16 protein-coding genes are annotated in these 26,016 nt (G+C 35.0%); 13 read left to right on the forward strand and 3 right to left on the reverse strand.

Annotated features, from left to right (window positions below):
• Nucleotides 1-122: 122 nt before the first annotated feature.
• Both FA048_RS16525 and FA048_RS16530 read right to left on the reverse strand, forming a co-directional pair.
• Complete coding sequence (locus FA048_RS16525; protein ID WP_136843155.1) at nucleotides 123-419, reverse strand: hypothetical protein; 297 nt, start codon at nucleotides 417-419, stop codon at nucleotides 123-125.
• Between the two features lie 91 nt (nucleotides 420-510).
• Complete coding sequence (locus FA048_RS16530) at nucleotides 511-705, reverse strand: DUF4369 domain-containing protein (RefSeq protein WP_136843157.1); 195 nt, start codon at nucleotides 703-705, stop codon at nucleotides 511-513.
• Nucleotides 706-843: 138 nt separating this feature from the next.
• Here FA048_RS16530 and FA048_RS16535 point away from each other — a divergent pair, with 138 nt between their 5' ends.
• Nucleotides 844-1,314, forward strand: coding sequence for a pyrophosphohydrolase domain-containing protein (locus tag FA048_RS16535; protein WP_136843159.1), 471 nt, complete (start codon nucleotides 844-846; stop codon nucleotides 1,312-1,314).
• 35 nt (nucleotides 1,315-1,349) lie between these two features.
• On the forward strand, nucleotides 1,350-1,808 hold the full coding sequence (locus FA048_RS16540) for a MaoC family dehydratase (protein WP_136843162.1): 459 nt from the start codon (nucleotides 1,350-1,352) through the stop codon (nucleotides 1,806-1,808).
• A gap of 12 nt (nucleotides 1,809-1,820) precedes the next feature.
• Here the strand turns inward: FA048_RS16540 and FA048_RS16545 are convergent, their stop codons facing one another.
• Nucleotides 1,821-2,996 carry a chondroitinase-B domain-containing protein gene (locus FA048_RS16545; protein ID WP_136843163.1) on the reverse strand — a complete coding sequence of 392 codons (1,176 nt, stop codon included), beginning with the start codon at nucleotides 2,994-2,996 and terminating at the stop codon, nucleotides 1,821-1,823.
• A 160-nt stretch (nucleotides 2,997-3,156) separates the two neighbouring features.
• On the opposite strand from FA048_RS16545, the gene FA048_RS16550 reads away from it, so the two are divergent.
• From FA048_RS16550 to FA048_RS16600, 11 genes are all read left to right on the forward strand, one after another.
• Nucleotides 3,157-5,079, forward strand: coding sequence for a 7TM diverse intracellular signaling domain-containing protein (locus FA048_RS16550; RefSeq protein ID WP_136843165.1), 1,923 nt, complete (start codon nucleotides 3,157-3,159; stop codon nucleotides 5,077-5,079).
• Nucleotides 5,080-5,928: 849 nt separating this feature from the next.
• On the forward strand, nucleotides 5,929-9,123 hold the full coding sequence (locus tag FA048_RS16555) for a SusC/RagA family TonB-linked outer membrane protein (RefSeq protein ID WP_136843167.1): 3,195 nt from the start codon (nucleotides 5,929-5,931) through the stop codon (nucleotides 9,121-9,123).
• 1 nt (nucleotide 9,124) lies between these two features.
• Nucleotides 9,125-10,879, forward strand: coding sequence for a RagB/SusD family nutrient uptake outer membrane protein (locus tag FA048_RS16560; RefSeq protein ID WP_205943513.1), 1,755 nt, complete (start codon nucleotides 9,125-9,127; stop codon nucleotides 10,877-10,879).
• 35 nt (nucleotides 10,880-10,914) lie between these two features.
• Nucleotides 10,915-13,989, forward strand: a complete 3,075-nt coding sequence (locus tag FA048_RS16565; protein ID WP_136843170.1) for a SusC/RagA family TonB-linked outer membrane protein — start codon at nucleotides 10,915-10,917, stop codon at nucleotides 13,987-13,989.
• Between the two features lie 11 nt (nucleotides 13,990-14,000).
• On the forward strand, nucleotides 14,001-15,767 hold the full coding sequence (locus FA048_RS16570; RefSeq protein ID WP_205943514.1) for a RagB/SusD family nutrient uptake outer membrane protein: 1,767 nt from the start codon (nucleotides 14,001-14,003) through the stop codon (nucleotides 15,765-15,767).
• A 102-nt stretch (nucleotides 15,768-15,869) separates the two neighbouring features.
• Nucleotides 15,870-17,780 (forward strand): glycoside hydrolase family 2 protein, encoded by a 1,911-nt coding sequence (locus tag FA048_RS16575; protein WP_225872566.1) that lies wholly within the window; start codon nucleotides 15,870-15,872, stop codon nucleotides 17,778-17,780.
• 1 nt (nucleotide 17,781) lies between these two features.
• Nucleotides 17,782-19,203 (forward strand): agarase, encoded by a 1,422-nt coding sequence (locus tag FA048_RS16580; protein ID WP_136843172.1) that lies wholly within the window; start codon nucleotides 17,782-17,784, stop codon nucleotides 19,201-19,203.
• A gap of 14 nt (nucleotides 19,204-19,217) precedes the next feature.
• Nucleotides 19,218-20,294 (forward strand): endo-1,4-beta-xylanase, encoded by a 1,077-nt coding sequence (locus FA048_RS16585; RefSeq protein ID WP_136843174.1) that lies wholly within the window; start codon nucleotides 19,218-19,220, stop codon nucleotides 20,292-20,294.
• Nucleotides 20,295-20,316: 22 nt separating this feature from the next.
• The gene (locus tag FA048_RS16590) at nucleotides 20,317-22,557 is read left to right on the forward strand and encodes a glycoside hydrolase family 3 N-terminal domain-containing protein (protein ID WP_136843176.1); all 2,241 of its coding nucleotides are present in this window, start codon (nucleotides 20,317-20,319) and stop codon (nucleotides 22,555-22,557) included.
• A 16-nt stretch (nucleotides 22,558-22,573) separates the two neighbouring features.
• Nucleotides 22,574-25,240 carry a glycoside hydrolase family 2 TIM barrel-domain containing protein gene (locus FA048_RS16595; RefSeq protein ID WP_136843178.1) on the forward strand — a complete coding sequence of 889 codons (2,667 nt, stop codon included), beginning with the start codon at nucleotides 22,574-22,576 and terminating at the stop codon, nucleotides 25,238-25,240.
• A 10-nt stretch (nucleotides 25,241-25,250) separates the two neighbouring features.
• Nucleotides 25,251-26,015 carry a ThuA domain-containing protein gene (locus FA048_RS16600; RefSeq protein WP_136843180.1) on the forward strand — a complete coding sequence of 255 codons (765 nt, stop codon included), beginning with the start codon at nucleotides 25,251-25,253 and terminating at the stop codon, nucleotides 26,013-26,015.
• Nucleotide 26,016: the final 1 nt, after the last annotated feature.

Here is a 26,016-nt window from a genome sequence, read left to right on the forward strand (position 1 = left end):
TAAAATTTTGGTGCATGATCTATTTTATATTCATTCCTGGTGACAAGATTGAAGGCATCATTGTGCACTAAATAGTTTCTTAGTTCCCTAAAAAATATGGAGTATATCTTATCGTGAACCGCTTAGTTAAAATGATGGGTATGCTGTAAATGGTCGAGGAAATTCTGCCCTGAGGATAGCGCATTATGCAAATCCTTTACGATCTTTCGCTGCAACTTCCATCTTTTGTCGATATCCAGTTGTCCGAGCGGAATAGCATTCAGGTGTCTTATCGAATCACGAACGGTCTTACTGTTATCCAGGAAAATCAGGTAGGATGATCGGCCTTGTAGGAATGCTTTCCATAAGCCCATCATGTCTGATTGATACACTTCGTTTCTTACCTTGTTTGCTTCTATTATTTTGGTGTATTTTTCCATTTGTTAGGAAAGATAGGGTTACATTAGTAGTAATTTGATATGTATCTGATATGCTCTCTACTAAATTAAAGATAATATATATAGCAGGGCACTAGTGAGTCACCAAATAAACCTCAATGCCATTTTTCACTTTTGCTGTATCAGCATGTTTTATACTATTCGCCTCATAGGCTAAAATAGCTATAGCAGCATTGTTAAAACCAACTTTTCCAGAAATATTAAAACTTTCTTGCCCAAATGATAGCAGAGGATAAAGTAACGCTAGACTTAAGATGATTTTCTTCATAGTGATGTACCAGATAAATTAAATATTGGATTGTAATATCTGTAATTAATTTATATTGTGGAAACTAAATATGATGTTGATAAGAAAATTTGCCTCTAAGCATAAATTATTTAACCTTCGTGCTTTAAACAAATATAAATGGAAGATTTAAGCGCATTAAGCCAAGTTGCAGAATTTCATAAAACCTTTAAGCATCCTATTTTAGAACAGGCAACCATACCAGCAAAAGAAAGATGCCAATTAAGAATAGATTTAATTGCAGAGGAGTTAAAAGAGTTACAAGAAGCTGTTAATGATAACAATATGATAGAAGTTGCAGATGCACTCTGCGATCTACAATATGTTTTAGCTGGGGCTGTACTCGAATTTGGACTAGGTGATAGATTTAAAGCTCTATTTGATGAAGTTCATCGTTCTAATATGAGCAAAGCTTGTAAAACTATTGAAGAGGCAAATGATACCATAGCGCATTATAAAACAAACGGTAATGTTGATGCCTATCATAAGGAAATTGATGGCTTGTTTTTAGTTTATAGAAATAACGATCACAAAACCCTAAAGTCAATTAATTATTCTCCAGCAGATTTAAAAGGATTGTTAAAACAATAATGCTATTTTAGCATTTATAAGAAGAAAAATTTAATATGGTAGTTGTTAATAGTTACGCAGAGTTTGAAGCCTACTTAGGTAAAGAAATTGGATTGTCGCAATGGCATACAATTGATCAAGATCAGATTAATAAATTTGCTGATGCTACATTAGATCATCAATGGATACATGTTGATGAAGAAAAAGCTAAAAATGAAGGTCCGTTTAAAGCAACCATAGCCCATGGTTACCTTACCTTATCGCTAATTCCATATTTATGGAAACAAATAGCTGATATACGTAATATTAAAATGGAAATAAACTATGGTATTGAGAGCTTTAAGTTTGGTCAGGCTGTGGTAGTTAATAGCGAAGTTCAATTAAAAGCAAAACTTAAATCTATCGCTAACCTAAGGGGAATAACTAAGGTAATCATTGAAGCGAATTTAGTTATTAAAGATCAGCCAAAGCCTGCTTACACGGGCGATGTAATGTTCTTGTATCATTTTAACTAAAATACATAAAGGCTATTGAACTACTTCAGTGGCCTTTACTTTTTTAAAGGTGTTGGCAGATATCTTATTATTATAGGGTGCAATGTTCTGCATAACTGGAGAAGGATATCTAGTGGTATCAAATTTTCCAGTCCAATCTACATCTTTACTGTCACCTACTAAAATTCCTATTGTTGCATTGGTTATTTTATTGTTTGAAACTACACAATCGCTCGCCGCAATATAGAATCCTGTTTCGTTTTTCCCTTTCGTCATGCCATACATTAACCTTATTGCAGTTTTAATATTGGATATTTTATTATTGTTAATTGTATGACCTGTTCCATTCACTCGAATTCCTCCTGTTCCACCATTGAAAGTATTTTCTTCAATTATGCAGTCGTGTCCACCACGCATTACTAATTCACCATCATTGCTTTCGAAATAATTTTTCAGGTATTTATTTTTACTGCTTTTATTGCTAATAATCTCGTTTTCTCCATTGCAATTGTAGAATTTATTTTTGCTAACGGTAGCATTAGCTTCTTTGTTCCCTAATAGAATAGGATCTTGACCAATTTGTATACATTCACCACCATTTCCATTTCCCCAACTTACTTTATCTTTTTGCATAAATGTATTGTATTCAATCAGGGTAAATTGCGGGCAGCTTTCTTTAGTAATTTTTACTTGTAAATCTTGACTGTCTATATTACCCATAAATAAACATTTATTAACCTTGTTATAGTTTCCGTTACCAGAAACAATTACCAATGGTGAATATTGAATTTTAGCTATGTTTTTTGTAAAAATGCAATCTGTTATGCTACAGTAGGTCGAATTATTTAAATCTATCAATATACCAGTACTACCATTGTTTTTTATTAAAATACATTCATTAAATTTAATTCCGCTTAAGGTAAGATGAGCGCCAGTTAATTTAAAGATAGTTCGTGTTGTTTCTCCAGAAAAAATAACTTCTCCTTTCTTTTCTGCGCTAATTTTAATTGGTTTTTCAGTTGTTCCTTGGCTTGGAATTTCTATTGACCAATTTTCATAATTACCGTTTGCAATAATAACCTCATCTCCAGCAACTAATTTTGGAATGATCTTTTTAAATGCATCTTCAGAATCAACTCTATATGTTGCCGCACTAACTGTTTGGTTTAACATAAAGAAAAGGGAAAGATAAAAACCTAATTTTTTCATAAAATTGAAATAGGGAAAGAGTAAGAATATCAATGGAATATTAATTATTTGTTAATATATTTAATCTTTATAAGGACCAGATAAAATTATTTTTTGTACACTGCAATATGATAAAGATTTTAATTATAGTTGCTAATTTTAATCAGCTAATTAGTTAATTATGTTAAAAACATTACTTAAAGCCATTGTTTTTTTTATAGTATTAGTTAGCACTGTTTCATTACATGCACAGAAAACAGTTGCGTTAAACGAAACTTCAAAAGAACACTTTTTTGTAAATAAGGAGATTGTTTGTTTAGAAGATCCTAGTAATAAGCTTACTATTAATGAAATTAAAAGTAGCAACTATGCTAATAAATTTATAGCTAATAAAGATTACTATCCTAAAAATTATAACCGTTCCTCAGCTTATTGGTACCGGGTTAAAGTTACATTTACGAAAGATCTTGGTCATTCTGCCATAATTGAATTCTTTGATCAGATTACAGATCATATTGAAGCATATTTGCCAAATGAAAATGGAGATTATGTGAAAAGCTTGGCAGGAGCAGATTTAAACTTTTCAGATCGATCTTTCCATCACAAGAACTTTGAGTTTTTAATTAATAATGTAAAAAAAGGAGAATATTATTATTATTTCAGGGTAAAGTCTAAAGATAAAGTTAACGTAATTATCGTTTTTAGAACAGTAGAAAGATTTATAGGATATGCCCTTAGTGAGTATATCATGTTTGGGTTTTTCTATGGAATGATCGTGATTTTTAGCTTTCACAATCTATTGATGTTTCTGGCCGTAAAAAGACGGCAATATCTATTTTATATCCTTTATATTTTAAGTGTAGGCTTGTATGAAATGGCCACAGATGGGGTTGCCTTTCAATATTTATGGCCCAATCATCCCATATGGAATGAGTATGCTTATGGGGTTTCCCTCTTCTTTTTAAGTTCTTTTGGTTTAATCTTTACTAAGGAACTTTTACACGTTAAAATTAAGGCTCCAACTATAAATATAATTATTAATGTTTTATTGGTTATTCGGCTTTTATTCTTCTTAACCTGTTTATTTTATAATAATGATTGGTTTAAATACAAGTATCTAGAGTTTATTCCATTGTCATTGTGTTTTTTTACCGGCATTTACATTTGGTGGAAGAAGAAATATGGTCCAGCACGTTTCTTTGTTTTGGGGTACTTTTTCTTATTTACTGGTTTTATCATCAAAATTGTTCATATTCTAGGTTGGTCTAGGTTGTTTATTGGCAATGTTGTTGGCTATTATAGTTTAAGTTTTGGATTTCTTTTAGAAATGGTATTTCTATCCTTTGCTATTGGAGATCAGGTAAGGATTTTAAAACGAAAAAAGGAGAATGCAAGAAAACAGATCATTAAACAAATGCAAGTTAATGCAGAGTTAAAAGATAATATCAATAAAGATCTAGAAATAAAAGTTGAGGAGAGAACGAAAGAAGTACAACAAAAATCTAAGGAGTTATTGCAAAAGAATGTAACTATTGAGCATCAGAATGAAGAATTACTGTCTAAAAATACTTTACTAGAACAACAGGCTGAAGAGATCTCTAGAATGAATATTCTTTTAGAAAAAGATAACATAAACCTTAAAACTAATATAGAAAAAGTAACTGATGCTCGTGTTAATGCAACCGAGTTGGATTTTGATGAGTTTAGTTTGAAATATCCCGACAGAGATACTTGTTATAAATTCCTGTCAGAGTTAAAATGGGAAAATGGATATGCCTGTATTAAATGTGCTAATACCTCTTATTGTAATGGTAAAGTTCCATTTAATAGAAGGTGCACAAAGTGTGCATATGAGGAATCAGTTTTGCATCAAACCATTTTCGAAAATAATCGTATTCCTATCAACAAAGCCTTTTATCTCGTTTATCTAATGTATAACCATAAAGGTGCAATTTCTTCTCATAAATTATCAGAAAAGCTAGGCATTAGACAAAGCACCTGCTGGACCTATGCTTCTAAAATTAAAAAGGTAATGGAAGAACGCAAGAAGGATTTAAAAGGGGTGGGGAAATCTGGTTGGAGAAAGTTGGTGTTAGATAAATAAATTGTAAAATATGCTTTCACTTTCGTTTAAATTGGCTCTAAAGGACTCAACGCATCTACTCGTAAAGTGTTTGCATATTTATTCGGTCTTTTCCAAACATTAAGATTGCCAGTCGAGCTGGCAATGACGCCATATGAGATTGGTCTATATTTTTAATACCCTCATCAAATTTATACTATCCATTGGTAGGTATTGGGTCTGTAGTTCGACCTCGCTGTGGGTTCGCCATTGGTTGTGTGCTAGTTCCTACCATCAAGCAAATGTTCCAATAATAAGTCAAAAACATTTTTATAAATAATCCAAGTTTTTATTAAAATACTTGGACACATACTGGACTTATGTTGGACTCATATTGGACTCATTACTTATTTTATACGACTCAGATATGATCTAAAGGTGTTGACGGTTCAAATATATTAAGTGATTTGATGCCCTTAGTAGCAAGGATTCTATTTGTAATTTTACTTTGCGGTTCTTTAGATTGAGGCATCACTAGCAAACCTAAAAGGTGTAGAAAAATCTGGCTGTGGAAAGCTCGTGCTTGACAAATAATTACCATTAACGCAATCATCGTACTGTTTTAACTACTTTGTAAGTAAATCCTTTAAATTTTATTCGAATTTTTTTAATGCGATTAAAGCGTATAATCGTTTTTAAATCTATTTTATGTATATGTCATAAAATCAGTTGTTTATGTAATTAACCTTATGCGCATAAAGCGTATCAAAATCATTATAACTTGCTAAAAATCAGTATTTTATGAAATATTTTATTTGCAATTATAAAGGCTAATCGCATATATTTACCTCACCAAATTTTTTGGAATACTAACAAACCAAATTAAACTGTATGAGGAAAATTCTATTAAAAAGAATTTTGCGGAAAATTTCTATAACACTACTCTGGTGTTTACTTCTGCAAATTAATGCTTCAGCTTTTACTGCAAAAGGTAGTATTAAGCTAAATTATCTAAAAACATTAAAAAACGCTTCATTAAAAACTGGCATTAAAAACACAAAAAATCGTTGGATTGATGTAACAGGTGTTGTAAAAGACGCAAGTGGGCCACTTCCAGGTGTGGGTGTAAAAGTGAAAGGAACCAGCAATGCCATTTCAACGGATGGTGATGGTAGATTTTTACTGAAAAATGTTCCAAGTGATGCAGTACTTGTTTTTTCTAGCATTGGCTACAAAAATCAAGAAGTTCCCTTAAATGGTAAAACAGTACTTAACATTACTATGGAAGAAGATGCTCAAGGTCTAAACGAAATTATTGTGGTGGGTTATGGAACTCAAAAGAAAGCGAGTGTAACTGCAGCAATTTCTCAAATTGGGGCTGAAGAGATCATGAAATCGCCAACGCCAAATCCAACCAATAGTTTAATTGGTAGGTTGCCAGGTTTAATCGCGGTACAAACAAGTGGGCAACCAGGGGCTGACGCTGCAACCATTAGAATACGTGGTATAGCAACCCTAAACTCAGCAAGTGCATCTGCTATTGTTGTAGTAGATGGTATCGAGCGACCAAGTTTTGCAGATGTTGACCCGAATGAAATTGAAACGGTGTCTATTTTAAAGGATGCGGCTTCTACTGCTATTTATGGATTAAAAGGTGCAAATGGTGTAATTGTAATTACTACCAAAGTTGGTAAAATTGGAAAGCCAAGAGTTACCTACACTGGTAATTATGCAGCGCAAACTTATACAGGTTTAGCAGTTGGTTTACCAGCACTAGAAAATGCTCAGCTTTTAAACCAATCTTATCTTAACGACGGCAAACCAGCACCATTTTCAGATGATGCTATTCAAAAATTTGCAGATAAGTCTGATCCAATTGGTTATCCAGACGTGCAATGGTTTGATTATTTAACTAAAAAATATTACTCTCAAACTCAACACAACATTAATATTAATGGGGGTACTAAAATAGCCAAGTATTTTGTATCAGCGGGTTATTCGTTTCAGGATGGTATTTTCAAAAAATTCCCATCACCTTATGGCATTAATACTGTACCTAATTATAACAGATACAATTTCCGTTCAAACGTAGATTTAACTTTAAATAAAGACTTAACGGTTGGTATTAAATTAGGTGGACGCTTTGCAACACGTTACCAACCTTCTGGTTTATTATCATCTTCTGCTTTTTCTTATGATACAATTGAAGGGATGATTTCTCGTATCTTACAAGTTCCAGCGTATGCTTATCCGGTTACTTTACCAGATGGAAGAATAACAGCAAATCCAAACGTAGGTACAAATATTTGGAACCCTTATGCAATTTTAACTCGTTACGGTACGCGTAATGATGATATCAATACAATTGAAAGTACTTTTAATGTTGATTATAAGCTAGATTTTATAACTAAAGGTTTGTCTTTTAAAGGGAATTTTGGTTATGATTCTTATTATAACAATGTGGAGAGAAGAAATGCAAACTGGGCAGCTTATGTGTACAACCCTATTACAAAAGAAGCTACACTTTCTACAGATACACGCAACCGTGATGAGCCTCTTGGTGCAGTACAAGATGGTGGCGTAACTTCTGGAAGCACAAACATGAACTTACAAACGGGTTTTTATTACGAACGCGAATTCGGTAAAAACAGGGTTACAGGTACGTTACTAGGTACACGTCAATTAATTCGTACAACAGGCGGTACTGCATTTACTGCCCCACCAAGAGCAGCACAAGGTTTAGCAGGTCGTTTGTTTTATAATTATGATGAAAGATATACAGTTGAGGTTAATGGAACTTACAATGGTTCAGAAAACTTTGCACCTGGTTTAAGATATGGTTTCTTCCCTTCTGTTTCTGCTGGATGGACGTTAACTAATGAACCTTTTTGGAAAAAGAATAACATTTTAAGTTATTTAAAACTAAGAGGCAGTTATGGTTTGGTAGGTAATGATAGGGTATCCGACAATCGTTTCTTGTATCTAACCACTTTCTCTGGAAATACTTCGGTACCATTCGGAAATCCTTTGTCAATTACGAATTTCCCAACTTTATTTATTGGTGATAATGCATTAGGGAACGATGTGGTTACTTGGGAAACAGGTTACAAAAGAAACATCGGTTTAGAAACTAGGTTCTTAAGAGACAGGCTAAAGTTAAATATCGATGTTTTTGATGAAACCCGTAAGGATATCTTAACCTCATCTTTAAGTGGTTCATTACTTTTTGGACATAACTATCCTCAATTTAATAGGGGAGAAGTTTATAACAAAGGCTATGAGGTAGAGCTAGATTACCAAAATCAAATTGGCCAGGTATCTTTTGGTTTAAATGCCCAAGTTGGTTATGCTAAAAATAGAATTGTAGAAAATGACGAACCAGATGGCACACCAGATTTTCAAGCTAGAAAAGGTAAAAGTGTAGGCCAGTTTATAGGTTATGTTAACGATGGTTTTTATACATCGGCAGCAGATATCGCCTCATCAGTTAAACAACAAGGTTTTACACCAATACCAGGAGATTTAAAGTTTAAGGATTTAGATGGTGATGGTTTGATTACAACATTAGATCAAACTTCTATTGGTTACACTAGCAATCCTGAATATGTTTACAGTTTTACACCTCGTATTTCTTATAATGGCATTACTTTATCTGTAATGTTTCAAGGTGTTGCAAACGTAAGTTCTAATGTAATTTTAAGTGAGCAAAACAACGGTCAGCAAATGTATCCTTTCATGTTAAATGCATGGACTCCAGCCAATGCTGCAACTGCAACTTGGCCAGCCTTGCACTCTAGAGGAACCGCGTCATTAAATTATGCATTAAATGACTATACCTTACAAAATGGTGCTTACTTAAAAATAAGAAATGTAGAGTTAGCTTATACTTTACCTAAAGCATGGTCAAGTGCTTTAAAGCTAAGCAACATCAGGGTGTTCTTGAATGGGCAGAATTTATACACATGGACTAAATTTAAGATGTATGTAGATCCAGAAAACTTAAATGTTGTTAATCAGACATTTCCATTGCAAGCGCTATATCCAACTTCTAAAGTTTACAACTTTGGTTTAAACATTAATTTTTAAGATGATGAGAAATTATAAAATATATACAGTTATTTTCTTGTTAACGCTCTGCTTTATTTCTTGCAAGAAAGATTTCTTGGAAAGAACACCTGGAGTGGCGTTAACTGAAGATGAGATTTTTGCAGATCCTGCACAAGCAGCTCGATTTGCAGATAATGCCTATAATTATTTAATTACAAAGTATGTTCGTTTAAACGATCACAGGGGAGCTGTTTCTCAGGCATCTGATGAAGCGGTTTCTGGAAATTCAGAAGGAACGGTAACTTCTTTAAATCGTGGTTTATATCACGAGCACTCTACCCAAGCATCTTTAAATGACATTGGTGATGTATGGAGATTAATGTACAAGGGAATAGCTATCCACGTTAAAATGTTAGATAGAATAGCTTCAGTGCCGCCATCTCCTAATGCTACGGTGCCAATTTTTGATCATAAACGAGTAGAGGGCGAAATGAGATTTTTACGTGCCTTATCTTATTTTGAGCTAACCAAAAGATTTGGTGGTGTACCTATTATAGATAAGGTTTATGGCCCACTTGATGAGCTTAACCTACCTCGTAGCTCTTATGATCAAGTTACAAAACACATTTTAGATGATCTAGAGATTGCCATTACCAAATTAGGTACAGATACAGAATATGGTACATCTAATTATGGTAGACCAACTATTGGTGCAGCTTTAGCACTAAAGGCTCGTGTTTTATTATATGCAGCAAGTCCGTTAAATAATCCAACAAATGATAAAGCAAAATGGAAATTAGCAGCAGATGCAGCAGCCGAAGTAATGAAAGGTGATGTTGGACTTGCTCGCCAAACTTATGCTTTGCAAGCCACTTATGGTGACATATTAAACCTTCCTAATTCACCAGAATATATCATGATCAGGATTAAAGGTAATACACCTTTAGCTGGCGAAATGATGCAAGATTTTTCTATGTCTCCAGGTTCTGGTGGTGCACAAGGCCAGATGAACCCAACGCAAAATCATGTGGATATGTATGAGATGGCAAATGGTAAAGCGATTACAGATCCAACTTCTGGTTATAATCCTGCTACTCCATATGTTGGTAGAGAACCTCGTTTCTACAACAACATTATTTATAACGATTTGCCTTGGCAAGGTAGAAGAATACAAGTTTATTCTACTATCACCAATGTAAATGGAGTTCCAACAACTACTTATGGCTTAGACTGGAACCCTGGTAACATTACCTATACCGCAACACGTTATTATAGCAAAAAATACTGGCCAGAGGTTTACAGAACGGTGGGCGGTAGTACAACCTTACTTAATTATATCTATTTCCGCTATGCTGAGATATTATTAAATTATGCAGAAGCACAGAATGAGTTTTTAGGTGCGCCTGATGCTAGCGTTTATGATGCTATTGTTAAAATTCGTGCAAGAGCAGGAATTACGAAAGGTGCTGGTGTATATGGTTACGGCTTAAAAGACGCAATGACAACAGCCGAAATGCGTGAAGTGATTAGACATGAGCGTGCTATTGAACTATCTTTTGAAGATCACCGCTGGTACGATATTATGCGTTGGAAAATTGGAGCAACAACTATTGCTGTGCCGATGAAAGGTATGGATGTATTTAGAAATGCAAATGGCACTTTCACTTACAATGTGATCACATTGGGCAGTGGTTTCCAAAAAGTTTGGAATGAAAGACAAAACCTTTATCCAATCCCTAGAACAGAGATTTACAAAAGTAAAGGAGTGTTAACTCAAAATCCAGGCTGGGAGTAATCAGTTAATTTATAACGCTAAGATTTTATTCAATTATGAGATTATCAAAATCAAAATATATAGTATGTCTGCTGTTTTTATGGACGACAGTACTAAACGTTTATGGGCAAAAGCCTGATGAACAATTAACTGTAAAGGGAAGGGTAGTAGATCAAGATAAAAAACCTTTACCTGGAGTTGCTATCTCCATACAGGAAGATAAAAAGAACACAACTTTTAATACCGATGGCAATGGTAATTTTACCATTGAAGCATCTACCAGTGATGTATTGGTGTTTAAAATGGTTGGTTATGGAACGATACTGAAACCTGCTGGAGAATTAAACATGGGTGATATTGTTTTAACCAAATCTTTAGTAGATGCAGGTGATAATGATTTAGTTTACATCCCGTTTGGGGTAAGAAAAAAGAGAGAAGTTACAGCAACGATCAGTACCATCTCAGCAACTAATCTTCCTCAAATACCTTCCTCTTCATTAACCAATGTATTTACAGGCAGGTTACCAGGGTTATCGATCTATCCAAGTGGTTCTCAACAGCCTGGTTATGATGTTTCTAGCTTTTTAGTTCGCGGCCGTTCATCTTATAACAGTAACCAGGAGCCCTTAATTTTAGTAGATGGAATTGAGCGTAATTTCGCTGCAATGGATTTGGGCGAGATAGAAAGTGTGAGTGTATTAAAAGATGCAGCAACTTTGGCATGGTATGGTATGTATGCTGCTAATGGTGTAATTTATGTAAAAACCAGACGTGGGAGTGCTACTTCAACCAAGGTAACTTTTGATGCTCAAGCCGGTTTACAAGCACCATTACAAATTGCTCGTCCGTTAGATTCTTATAGTTATGCAACTTTATATAACGAAGCATCTATTAATAGTGGAGGAGCAGCAGTTTATAGTCCGGCAGCATTACAAGCTTATCAGGATGGTTCTGATCCAATTAAATATCCAAACAATAATTTTGTAAAGGATTTTACTAAAAGTGTAGCACCAACACAACGTTATGTGGCTACGGTAACTGGTGGTAATGCTTATTTAAAGTATTACACTTTGTTAAGCGCCTATCAACAAGGTGGCTTTTATAAAGGTGGTTATAACGAAACTTATGATGCCAATACCAATTTCACTAGGTATAATTTGAGAACAAATATAGACCTGCATGTTAATAAAAACTTAGATGTGGCTTTAGATATTGGTGGAAGGATTACAAATTTAACTTTCCCTAACCAAGGTACAGCTGCCTTTTTAAATGCGGTTTATTCTACACCAGCAAATGCATTTCCTGTAATCAATCCGAATGGATCTTATGGTGGAACTTCAATTTTTCCTACAAGCAATCCGCAAGCTATGTTAGAGGCAAGAGGTGCAAGTACAGATTTAGTACGTAATATGATAGCCACTATTAGCGCCAGACAAAAAATGGATGGCATTCTAAAAGGCTTATCGGCAGAAGTATTTTATGCCTATGATATTGCAGGTGCTTATCGTTCTGGTTTTACACAAACTTATGCTACTTCAGAATTGCTTCCAACAGGTTTGTATCAAACTTATGGAACAGCATCCAAGGTAGATTATTTGGGCAATTCCTTCTCGGGCAACGTCAAAAAAAGTGAGTTTTGGGCTGGTTTAGATTACGATAGAACTTTCGGGCAAAGTGATATTAAATTCAGTTCGAGGGTTTCGAGACAAATTTATTCTGTATTTGGTAATCTTGACACTAAACGTGAAGGTATCTCCAATCGTTTAACCTATGGGTTTAAACAACGTTATTTTGTTGATTTAACTGCAGGTTATTCTAGTTCAGAAAATTTTGCAGTTGGACAGAGGTTTGGATTTTTTCCTGCAGCATCAGTAGGCTGGATCATCTCTGATGAAAACTTCATGAAAGGTACAAGCTCATTTCTTGATTTCTTAAAAATTAGAGGCTCTTATGGTTTAGTAGGTAACGATGCTATTGGAAGTGCGAGAAGATTTGCATTTAACGATTTCTTCTCAAGAAGCACAACTGGTTATACTTTTGGTACTGGTTATACTGCTAATGGTGGTACAGCTCAATTGGCATTGGGTAATCCTTACTTAACATGGGAAAAAGCTTACAAAACAAGTGTTGGTTTTGATGCCAAAATGTTAAAGCAATCACTATCTATTAGTGCTGATTATTTCTATGAAATTAGAAAAGATTTAGCAACTGGCTCTCAATTACCTAGTACATTGGGTCAGACTTTAGTTTATGTAAATGAGGGAGAAGCCTCTTACAGGGGATTTGAAACTGGTATTAGTTACAACAAGAAAATTGGAAGTGTTAATTTAAACGTTTTCGGTAATTATACGTATCAAACCAGTAAAATCTTAAAAATTAACGAAGCAGCTAATTTGCCATGGTATCAAAAATCTGTTGGTCACCCAATTACAAGTGTAATCAGCCCGGCTGCAACTGCTAACTCTGGCGCAGGTTACATCAGTAGCATGTATAAAGCCATGGGTATTTTCCAAACTCAAGCAGAAATAGATGCAGCTCCAAAACAATTATTAGCTAAGGATGTAAAACCTGGCGACATTAGATATGTAGATCAAAATGGTGATGGTATCATTAATGGTTTAGATATCGTTAAAACAGATTACAATTTTGTACCTAACTCAGTTTTTGGTTTTGGTGCTACGGTTGCTGTTAAAGGTTTTGATTTGAATTTCTTGTTGCAAGGAACGGTAGGTAGTTCAGTTACCATCAACCAGTTGGTAAATGCAGGAAACACAAACAATGGCTTCTTAAATCAATTTAGTGTTGATAGATGGACACCTACAAATACATCAGCCCCTTACCCAAGATTATTAATTGCTGAGCGTGGTAACAATACGGTTAACTCTGACTTCTGGATTCGCTCAAGTGATTACGTGAGATTGAAAAACTTAGAACTGGGTTATTCATTAAATGACAGGTTCGTTAAAAGACTGAAATTATCACAATTGAGATTTTATGTAAGTGGCTTAAACCTATTAACGTTTAGTAAATTAAACGATTTAAACATTGATCCTGAGTTGCCAGAGTCTGGTTTTAACTCCTCATATCCGTATATGAAGATCTATTCATTCGGTGTTAACTTGAAATTTTAATTATGATGAAGATGAAAAAAAATATATGCTATATCTTCCTTGCGGTGATGTTAATCTCACAAGGATGTGAAAAAGATAGCTTTCTTCAAGATGGGTCGTTTAGTGGTGGTAATGATGTTACCGAGGCTCAACTTTGGGCTAACCCAGATTATGCTAGAAACTTTTTAAATAATGTTTATGCCTCACTACAAGAAAGATATAATGTAGATGGCGATGGAGGCATATTGGCATCAGGGTCTGATGAGGCAGTAAACTCTAATCCAAATGGTGGAATAACTATTTTAAATAATGGTACTTGGGGCCCAGTAAGAACATTTGATGATGTTTACAGCAATATGTATGCTGGTATTCGTAAAGCAAATACGTTTATCGAAAAAGCACCAACCAGTCCTTTTATTGTTTTAGATGAGTTGTTACCTGCTAACGTTGCAGCAAACCAAACTTACGAGTTACAACTGGCTCGTTTAGTTGGGCAAGCTTATTTCTTAAAAGCATTTTTCGAATTTGAATTATTGAAACGTTATGGCAGTTTTGTAATTGTAAATAAAACTTTAACTGTTAATGATGAATTAGATGTGCCTCGTAATACATTTGATGAATGTGTGGCCCAAATATCTAAAGATTGTGAGGATGCAATATCAAGATTGCCATTATCTCCTTCTGAGTGGAATGCTGCAAATAGAGGTAGGGCAACTGGCACAGCGGCGATGGCATTAAAAGCAAGATTGTTATTATATGCGGCTAGTCCACAATACAATCCAACTAATGATGTAACTAAGTGGCAGGCAGCTGCTGATGCAGCTAAAAGAATAATGGATACTGGTAAACACGGCATTTATACTTCTTATCCAAATATTTGGTTGTGGAATACTGCTGGAGCATTTAATACTGAAGTTATTTTTGCAACATCTGCTACTGCTACAGTTGCTATTGAGCAAAACAATGCACCTGTAAGTTATGATGCAGCTAATGGACGTACAAATCCAACACAAGAAATGGTTGATGCATATGAAATGAAAACTACAGGTAAACCAATTACTGATGGTACTTCTGGTTATAGTGCAAATGCACCTTATGTTGGTAGAGATCCGAGATTTGGATTTTCAGTTTTGTATAACTCCCCTTCAATACAACCTGCTGTTTCAACTAATCCTCTTTATGTATTAACGTTATTTAAAACCAAACCTGTTGAAACTTTTGTTGGCGGTAAAGATGGCTTAGGCTTAAATGTTAATGCTACAAAAACAGGTTATTACATGCGTAAATTTTTAAGTGAAAGTGCTTCTTGGGCTGGTACAACAACTACCATTCGTCGTCCATGGATTTATTTTAGATATGCAGAGGTACTGTTAAACTATGCAGAAGCATTAAACGAAGCCCAGGGTACGGCAGCAATGACACAAGTATTGGCAGCAGTAAATTTGGTACGTGCTAGATCTGGTGTTGCTATGCCTGCACTACAAACTACAAATCCGACTGGTAATGGTTATGTAGCCCCAAATCAAATAGAAATTCGTAAACGTATTCGTAACGAGCGTAGGGTAGAATTAGCTTTTGAAGAACATCGTTTCTTTGATGTTCGCCGTTGGAAAGAAGGAGAAACTACTTTTAACGGACCAGTAAGCGGAATGAGAATTGTTCCAACTTCTGCAACAACATTTACTTATACCAGATTCACTGTTGAAAACAGGTCTTTTGTTGCTAGAAACTATTTATATCCCATTTCTCAGAATGAATTGAACAGGGCAACTAAACTTGGTCAAAATACTGGATATTAATTTTAAAATTAAAATCTGAAGATTCGTCATTCCCACGCAGGTGGGAATCTTAAAGCGTAAAAAAAATAACACAGCGCATTACGATACCCAATCAAGTTGGGTATGACGGATTTTCAAAATATTTCTGCTAAAAATACATTGAAATACTTTGTTACAACTTCATTCAAAGATAAAAACCAAACCATGTTAAAGTTAAAATATAGACTACTTATAATTTGCCTCTCTTTATTTTCAGTTAGCACTTACGCCCAAGTTAGCTCTATACAAAATATCCAATCTCGTAAAATTCTAAGCCTAAATGGCAAATGGAATTATATTGTAGATCCTTATGAAAATGGGTTTTATGATTATAGGCATGATCCTTTTGATCAATCTAAATCTGGCTCTGGTGGTTTTTATGACGATAGAGTTCAAAAGGACAAAACAGAGTTAATTGAATATAATTTCGATCTTTCACCACAAATGAACGTTCCCGGCGACTGGAATTCTCAATCTGAAAAGCTAGAATTGTATGAAGGAACAGTTTGGTTAAGACGTAAGTTTAATGCACAGCCAGAAACAGACAAAAGGTATTTTGTTTATTTCGGTGCGGTAAATTATGAAGCCCACGTTTACCTTAATGGTAAAAAATTAGGTATCCACAAAGGTGGATTTACCCCTTTTCAATTTGAAGTTACTGGAAAGTTAAAGGCCGGAGAAAACTCATTAGTTGTTAAAGCAGATAATACTAGGAAACCAGATGAAATACCCACTATAAATACAGATTGGTGGAATTATGGGGGTATTACTAGAGATGTGTTTTTGGCAGAATTGCCAGCGCATTACATTAATGATTATAAATTACAATTAATTAAAGGCAGTAACAATACCTTAAATTTTGTTGTAAAATTAGCAGACGCAACCGCCGGACAAGAAATTACAGTTGCCATCCCAGAATTAAAGTTAGAAAAAACTTTTACTACAGATGCTGAAGGCAAAATCAATCAGCAATTTCAATGGAACAAAATTAACCTTTGGTCTCCAGAAAAACCTAAACTTTATGCAGTAACTATTAAGTCTGCAAATGAAAATATTCAAGATAAAATTGGTTTCAGAACCATAGAAACTAGTGGAAATAATATTTTACTAAATGGCAAATCAATTTTTTTAAGAGGAATTTCCATTCATGATGAAAACCCATTGTTAGCAGGGCGATTACGTTCTGAGGGCGACATGAGAATGATGTTGCAATGGGCAAAAGAAATGAATTGTAATTATGTGCGTTTGGCCCATTATCCGCATAACGAAGAGATGGTTCGCTTAGCTGATGAAATGGGATTGTTGGTATGGGCGGAAGTGCCTGTATATTGGACCATTAGCTGGGAAAATCCGGCAACTTATGCAAATGCGAAACAACAGTTAACAGATTTAATTGTAAGGGATAAAAACCGTGCAAGTGTTATTGTGTGGTCTATTGGTAATGAAACGCCATTAAGTAGTCCACGTTTAAGTTTCATGAGCAATTTAGCAGAAACGGCAAGAAGCTTGGATGATACACGTTTGGTAGCTGCTGCTTTAGAAGTGCACAGAGAAGGCAATACTATTATTTTAAATGATCCACTGGGAGAAAAAATTGATTTGGTAAGCTTTAATGAATATGCTGGTTGGTATTGGGGTGGAACACCAAGCGAAATCACTCGTTATAGTTTCAATATCAAATACAATAAACCAGTAGTGATTACAGAATTTGGGGGTGATGCACTAGGAGGCTTCCATGCCGATGAGAATACCCGTTGGAGTGAAGAATACCAAGAGGCTTTGTATAAAAATCAAATTACCATGCTAAGCAAAATTGATGCACTAAGAGGTATGACCCCATGGATTTTAACTGATTTTAGATCTCCGCGTAGACAACATCCTGTGTATCAGAATTTTTGGAACCGTAAAGGCTTAATTAGTGAAACTGGTAAAAAGAAAAAGGCATTCTTTGTGCTCCAAGATTTTTATAACCAAATGCAAGTTAAATACAAATAGCATGAAAAAGGTTTTAGGTGTTTTTGCAAGCTTAGTTTATTTTGTGGTTAGCACCGCTGTTGCCCAAGATAGTTTAGATTTTAAGCAAAGAGTAGCTGTTCGTAAAGTATTGAACAATTCTTCTGATAAGAGCTCCTTTACACCTTATAGAGAATTTGCTACAAGAACATTGGCTAGCTTAACTGGGTTTAAAAAGAAAGCGATAAAAAAGGATGTGTATGGAGGTAGATTAGATAGAAAAGAATCGGCTACCGGATTTTACTACACCAAAAAAATTGGAAATAGATGGTGGGCAATTGATCCTAACGGATACTTATTCTTGCATAATGCAGTAAATGCAGTAAGCATGGGCTCATCAGATAGGAATAAAAGTGCTTTTGAAAAAGAGTTTGTAACAGAAAACCAATGGATAACCAAAACCCAAGAATTATTAATTGCAAATGGATTTAATGGGGTTGGAGCTTGGTCAAATACAAAAGTGATTGCCAATTCGCCTCTACAAAAAACAAAACCTTTAGCTTATACCATCAACCTTGATTTTATGAGTGCTTATGGCGATAAAAGAGGAGGGACATACATTGTTCCAGGTCATAAAGGCTATCCAAACAATGTAATTTTCGTTTTTGATCCTCAGTTTGAAGAGTTCTGTGATCAATATGCAAAGCGAATAACGGCTAATCAACATGATCCTAACCTTTTTGGCTATTTCTCTGATAACGAAATGCCTCTAGGAATTAAAAATTTGGATGGTTATCTGACCTTGAAAAATCAGGAAGATCCTGGTTACCTCGTTGCGAAAAAATGGATTGATGAAAAGGGAATTTCAGTAGATAAAATCACTGATGCTCATCGCCTTGCATTTTTAGAAATTGTAGCTGACAAGTACTTTTCCATTGTTTCAAAAGCAATCAAAAAGTACGATCCTAACCACATGTACTTAGGTTGCAGGTTTCATGGTCAACAATCCAAATGGGAGCCTTTATGGAAATCTGCTGGTAAATATACCGATGCAATTTCTATGAATTATTATAACGCTTGGACCCCAAACCAAGCTGAAATGGCTAACTGGGCAAATTGGTCTGGCAAACCTTTTTTAATTACCGAGTGGTATGTTAAAGCAGATGATTCTGGATTAGGCAATACAGCAGGAGCAGGTTGGGTTGTTAAAACCCAGCAAGATAGAGGCTTATTTTATCAAAACTTTACCCTTGGATTAATAGAATCTAAGAATTGTATAGGCTGGCATTGGTTTAAATATTTAGATAATGATCCTGAACAAAAAGGAGCAGAACCATCAAATACAAATGCCAATAAAGGGATAGTAAATAATGATTATCAACTCTATTCACCTTTGGTTGATAAAATGAGAGAATTAAATGCTCAAATGTATCAGCTCACAGATTTTTTTGATAAAAAGAAATAAACATTTAAACCAGTATGAAAAAATATTTAAGCCTCATTTTAACTCTCTTCATTTCGTTTGTAGCATGTTCTAAAAAATCACAAACTACAATAGCTCCAGAAATTTCTCCAGAAATTGTAGTGATTGGAACTGGCTCTTTAAAAGAGAAATTACCTTTTCCGGTTGGCGCTGCGTTAAATGTTGGTTCGTTAAAAAACAATACCAATTATCGCAATTTGGTAATTAAAGAATTCAATAGCGTAACCGCAGAAAATGCAATGAAGATGAATGCATTACACCCGTCAATAGACACCTACAATTGGACAGATGCAGATTACTTGGTAGATTTTGCAAAAACAAATGGCAAGCGGGTTCATGGCCATACTTTAAACTGGTATAAATCGCTTCCAACTTGGGTAAATAACTTTAATGGTACTACTGCACAATGGGAAGATTTATTAAAAACCCATATAGAAACTGTGGTTGGTCATTTTAAAGGCAAAGTAGCTTCATGGGATGTGGTTAACGAAGCATTAGAAGATGATGGAACCTATCGCAATAGCATTTGGGTACAAAAACTTGGAGTAGGATATATTGCAAGAGCTTTTCAATATGCCAGAAATGCAGATCCAGATGCACTGTTGTTTTACAATGATTACGGGCATGAGTACAGTGCCACAAAGCGGGCTGCAATAATTAAACTGGTTACAGATTTAAAAGCTAGTGGTGTGCCTATAGATGGCATTGGTTTACAAATGCATACCCGTTACAATCAAACCGACGCTAATCTTACGGCAGCCATTACAACTGCGGCTGCAACAGGTTTAAAAGTTCATATCTCTGAGCTAGATATTGCATTGAATCCAGATAATAGCCCAACACTAACCTATACAACTGAACTAGCAGATTTGCAAGCTGCTAAATACAAGTTTATTGTTAAAACTTATAACAGTATTCCTAAAAGTCAGCAGTATGGTTTAACTACCTGGAATGTAACAGATGCAGATAGTTGGATACCACCAACATATAACCGTCCGGATTGGCCTTTACCATTTGATCATTTATATCAAAGAAAAGCTGCTTATCAAGGCATTTTAGACGGAGTTAAATAATTAAGAAGATAATAAGTATATAATGATAAAAAACAAATTAGCAGCAGCCCTAATTTTGGGAGTTGTTTTTCAAGTAAATCCACTTTTTGCACAGCAAAAAAACATTGATAAAATTGATAGGAAGGTAGATTCTGTTTTAAGGTTAATGACGTTAGAAGAGAAAATCGGTCAGCTCAATCAGTATACAGGAGATAGGGATGCAACTGGTCCAATTACAACCAGTCCTAATAAGTTAAAAGATATAAAAGATGGAAAATTAGGTTCTATGCTTAATATCCGTGGTGCCAAAGAAACTCGAGAAGTTCAGGAAATGGCAATGCAATCTAGAATGAAAATCCCATTGATTTTTGGGCTTGACGTCATCCATGGTTACCGTGTTACTTTCCCAATTCCTTTGGCAGAAGCTGCGAGTTGGGATTTAGCAGAGCTAGAAAATGCGGCGAGAGTTGCAGGTAGAGAATCGGCAGCGTCTGGTATTCACTGGACATTTGCGCCGATGGTTGATATTGGTCGTGATCCGCGTTGGGGCAGGGTAATGGAAGGTGCTGGAGAAGATACTTATCTAGGTTCTAAAATTGCTTATGCCCGAGTTAAAGGCTTTCAGGGTAAAGGATTAGGGAATTTAGATGCAATAATGGCTTGTGTTAAGCATTTTGCCGCTTACGGTGCCGCAATTGCAGGAAGAGATTATGCTGCGGTTGATATGAGCGATCATTCCTTATGGGAATATTATTTGCCTCCATTTAAAGCAGCACTTGATGCTGGAGCGGCAACTTTCATGAACTCTTTTAATACCTTAAATGGAATTCCGGCAACTGGTAACACTTATTTACAACGTGATATTTTAAAAGGGAAATGGGGTTTTAAAGGTTTTATGGTGAGCGATTGGGGCTCGATAGGAGAAATGGTTCCTCACGGTTATGCAAAAGACAAAAAACAAGCTGCAGAATTGGCGATTAAAGCTGGTAGCGATATGGATATGGAAAGCAGAAGCTACTTGCCAAATTTAGGGCAGTTGGTAAAAGAAAATAAGGTATCTATTGCATTAATTGACGATGCGGTTAGAAGAGTTTTGCGCAAGAAATTTGAATTGGGTTTATTTGATGACCCTTATCGTTTTAGCAATGCAACACGCCAAGAAAAAGAATTGAATTCTGCCGAAAACAAAAAAGCTTCTTTAAAAATGGCCGAAAAGAGCATCGTACTGTTAAAGAATAATAATCAGACTTTACCATTGTCAAAAAGTTTAAAGAAAATAGCAGTTATTGGACCATTGGCAAAATCTGAGAAAGATATGCAAGGATTTTGGTCTGTTTCTTGGCAAAACGACAAACTTGTTTCTTTGTATGAAGGTTTGCAAAACAAAATTGGTAACCAAACAGAACTACTTTACGCAAAAGGTTGTGAAATTTCAGATACCTCCAAAGCGGGTTTTGCGGCAGCAATAGAAGTCGCTAAACAAGCAGATGTTGTAGTTATGGCTGTTGGCGAAGCTTATGATATGAGTGGTGAGGCAAAAAGCAAAGCGAATATTCAAATCCCTGGCGTACAAGAAGATTTAATTAAGGCAATTCAGGCTACTGGAAAACCAGTAGTGGTATTAATTATGGCTGGTAGACCATTGGTTTTTAACTGGACAGCTGATAATGTTAATGCCATTATGTACACTTGGTGGCTAGGTAGCGAAGCTGGTAATGCCATTGCCAATGTGTTATATGGAGATTATAATCCAGCTGGAAAATTACCAATGACTTTTCCACGTGATGAAGGTCAAATTCCTATATATTATAACTATTTAAGCACAGGTCGCCCGTCTCAAAATGATAAAGACACCCGTTATCGTTCTGCTTATTTAGATATTCAAAATAGCCCGAAATACACATTTGGATATGGGTTAAGCTATACCACATTTGATTATTCTAATTTAAAATTAAGTAAAACTGCAATGGCGATGAATGATAAGATCAACATTAGCTTTACCCTTAAAAATACAGGTAAGTTTGATGGAGAAGAAGTTGTTCAGGTCTATTTGCAAGACATGTTTGCTTCGGTTGTTAGACCAGTTAAAGAGCTAAAAGATTTTCAAAAAGTGATGCTTAAAGCTGGAGAAAGTAAAGCCATCAACTTCGTAATTGACAAAGAAAAGCTTTCGTTTTTTAATCAAAAGCTACAATGGGCTGCAGAACCTGGCGATTTTAAATTGATGATTGGAACAGCTTCTGACAATATCAAACTAGAAAGCAATTTTGCTTTAACGAATTAATAAGCATTCGCCAAATATGAAATCTTCACTATCAACAGGTAAATCTTTGTTTTTACTTTTGCTATCATCGCTTTTGGTATTGAATGCATTTGCACAAGATTCAAGAAAAATAATCAACCTAAATAAGGATTGGAGTTTTCAAAAAGGTACAAATTCAACTGTAGAAAGGATAAATCTTCCCCATACATGGAATGCATTTGATGTAATGGATGATACTCCGGGCTATTATCGAGGTATCGGAACTTATAAAAAGAAACTGGTGCTTAAACCAGAATGGAAAAACAAAAAACTCTATCTCTATTTCGAAGGTGCAAATCAGGTGACTGAAGTTTTTGTAAACGGTAAAAAATTAGGTAGCCACATTGGTGGATATACTGGATTTCGTATTCCATTATCGGGTTTAAAATTCAATGGTACCGATGAAGTTTCAGTTAAAGTAGATAATAGCTATAATGAAAATATTGCGCCTTTAACTGCAGATTTTACTTTTTTTGGAGGATTGTATCGCAATGTATCATTAATGGTTTTGGCGACAGCTCATTTTGATGACAATCAGTATGGAAGTAAGGGTGTTTTTGTTAGGGGAGAAAATGTAAGCCAAACAAATGCTGAAGTACTTGTAAATGGAAATTTAGTAAATCATGGGGTTGCAAAAAAAATCATCGTAACCTCGGTATTAACTAATGCAAATGGAAAAAAGATCAATGAAGTAAAGTTTTTAACGTCTGCTAAAGCAAATCAGACCATAGCTTTTCAATTGCCAAAAATTCAGGTTGTAAATCCCATTTTATGGTCACCAGATCATCCATATCTCTATCAAACTACCACAAAGTTAATAGATTATCAAACTGGTAAAGTTGTAGATGAAGTTAAAACAACGGTTGGATTAAGGTTTTTTAGTTTCGACGTTGCAAAAGGATTTTTCTTGAATAGCAAGCCATGCAAGTTGATAGGCGCTAGTAGACACCAAGATTTTGCAGGCATGGGCAATGCAGTACCAGTAGATTTGCAGGTAAAAGATGTTGAACTTTTAAAAGACATGGGGGGTAATTTTTTACGTGTTGCTCATTATCCGCAAGATCAAGCGATTTTAGATGCTTGTGATCGATTGGGAATTTTGGCATCTGTAGAAATTCCAATTGTGAATGAAATTACAGAGAGTGTTGCTTTTACAGCTAATTGCAAAGTTATGCAGTTAGAAATGATTAAACAAAACTACAACCATCCAAGCGTAATTATTTGGGCTTACATGAATGAGGTTTTGCTGAGAATGAGACATGCGGATAATGCTGAAAGAAAACAGCAATACTTAAATAATATTGAAAAACTAGCGCAAGAACTAGAAGATTTAACTCGTAAAACAGACCCAACTCGTTATACTTTAATGTCTAATCATGGAGATGTAAATGGTTACATTAAAGCAGGGTTGGTAAAAATACCGATGTTGGTTGGCTGGAATTTATACCAAGGGTGGTATGGTGGTAAATCAGAAGATTTTGGTCCGAATTTGGATAAAATACATCAACAAATTCCTGATAAACCAATTTTGGTTACTGAATTTGGAGCAGATGTAGATCCAAGAATACATGCTTTTGCTCCTGTTCGATTTGATAAAAGTTTGGAATACGGAATGTTATATCATCAAATCTATATCAAGGATATCCTGAAAAGGCCTTTTATAGTTGGTGCAGCGGTTTGGAATTTAGCTGATTTTAATTCTGAAACCCGCGAAGAAACAATGCCCCATGTAAATAACAAAGGTCTGCTAACTTTAGATAGGGAACCAAAAAACACCTTTTTCCTTTATAAAGCTAGCTTACAAACTAAACCATTTTTGAAAATAGGAGATGGCAGCTGGAAGTTGAGAAGTGGTGTGGCTAATGTAAATGAGAACAAGGTTATTCAATTGGTGCAAGTAATTAGCAATACAGATACGGTAGAACTTTTTGCAAATGGACAAAGTTTAGGGAGAAAAGCGGTTGTTGAAAGCACTAGCAATTGGAATTTCCCATTTAAAGATGGAGTAAATCAAATTAAAGCTGTTGCTATCTCCAAAGGGATAAAAATTGAAGACAATGCGATTATCAATTTTGTTGTACAACCTTTTAATTTTAAAGATGGACAGGAGTTTAAACAGCTAAATATCCTTTTAGGAAGCCAGAGACAATTCATAGATCAGCAAAAACAAGAAGTTTGGTTGCCAAATAAAACTTATGAAAATGGGTCGTGGGGTAGCATTGGCGGTGAAATTTTTAAGCCTAAAGGCAATAGTCGCCAAAGTTATGGATCTGATAAAAACATAAAAGGAACAACAAATGATCCAATTTATCAAACGCAATTGATAGGATTGGATGCCTATCAGTTAGCTGTGCCCAAAGGGAAATATGAAGTTACACTGCATTTCTCAGAATTAGTAGGAACTGGAGCATCAAACTTGCCCTATAATTTAGATAGCTTAATTGCTACAAACAAAGAAGTTCCTGAACAAAGAATTTTTGATGTTTTTTTAAATGACAAACAAGTTATCGAAGGTTTAAACCTATCAGCAACTTATGGCGTGGCAAACGCTGTGCAAAAGAAATTTGAATGTGTGGTAACCGATGATAAAGGGATAAAATTAGTTTTCAAAAACATCAAAGGTAAGGCTGTATTAAATGCTTTGCAGATTAAACAAATTAAATAAAGCACAGCTGATGAAATTATCAATCCGTATTTCAATCTTCATTTTATGCTTGATGCCTATTTTCTCTTTTGCGCAAAAAGCAGCAAGATTTAAGGTTATTGCGCTTTATGAGAACGGAGGTAACCATACCAAATATTCAGCTAAAGCTAAAGAATGGTTAAACCAATTGGCGTTAGATAGTAATTTCACTATCGATTATATTCAAAATACAGACAAAATAAATACGGAGTATTTAAAACAGTATCAGTTATTTATTCAGTTAGATTATCCGCCCTTTGCGTGGAGTGATGTCGCTAAAGCTGCTTTCGAAAAATATATGATGCAAAAGGCAGGTGCCAGTTGGATTGGTTTCCATCATGCTACTTTATTAGGTGAATTTGAAGGCTACAAACTCTGGAAATGGTTTGCTGATTTTATGGGTGGGATTACTTTTAAAAATTATATCCCTGGCTTTGCTGCTGCAAAAGTGAATATCGAATTGCCTAAACATCCGATTATGAATGGTGTTGCAAGTCCTTTTGTCATTCAAAAAGAAGAATGGTACACTTATAATCAAAGCCCTAGACCAAATGTTGAAGTAATTGCTACTGTTGACGAATCGAGTTACGAGCCTGATACAAAGATTAAAATGGGTGATCACCCAGTAATCTGGTCGAACCAAAAGATGAGAGCCAAAAACGTGTATATTTTTATGGGCCATGGTGCTGATTTATTCGATAATGAATCTTATAAGCTGATTTTTAAAAACGCCATATTTTGGGCGGCCAAGAAATAAT

This window comes from Pedobacter polaris (assembly GCF_005116505.1).
GTDB classification, from domain to species: Bacteria; Bacteroidota; Bacteroidia; order Sphingobacteriales; family Sphingobacteriaceae; genus Pedobacter; species Pedobacter polaris.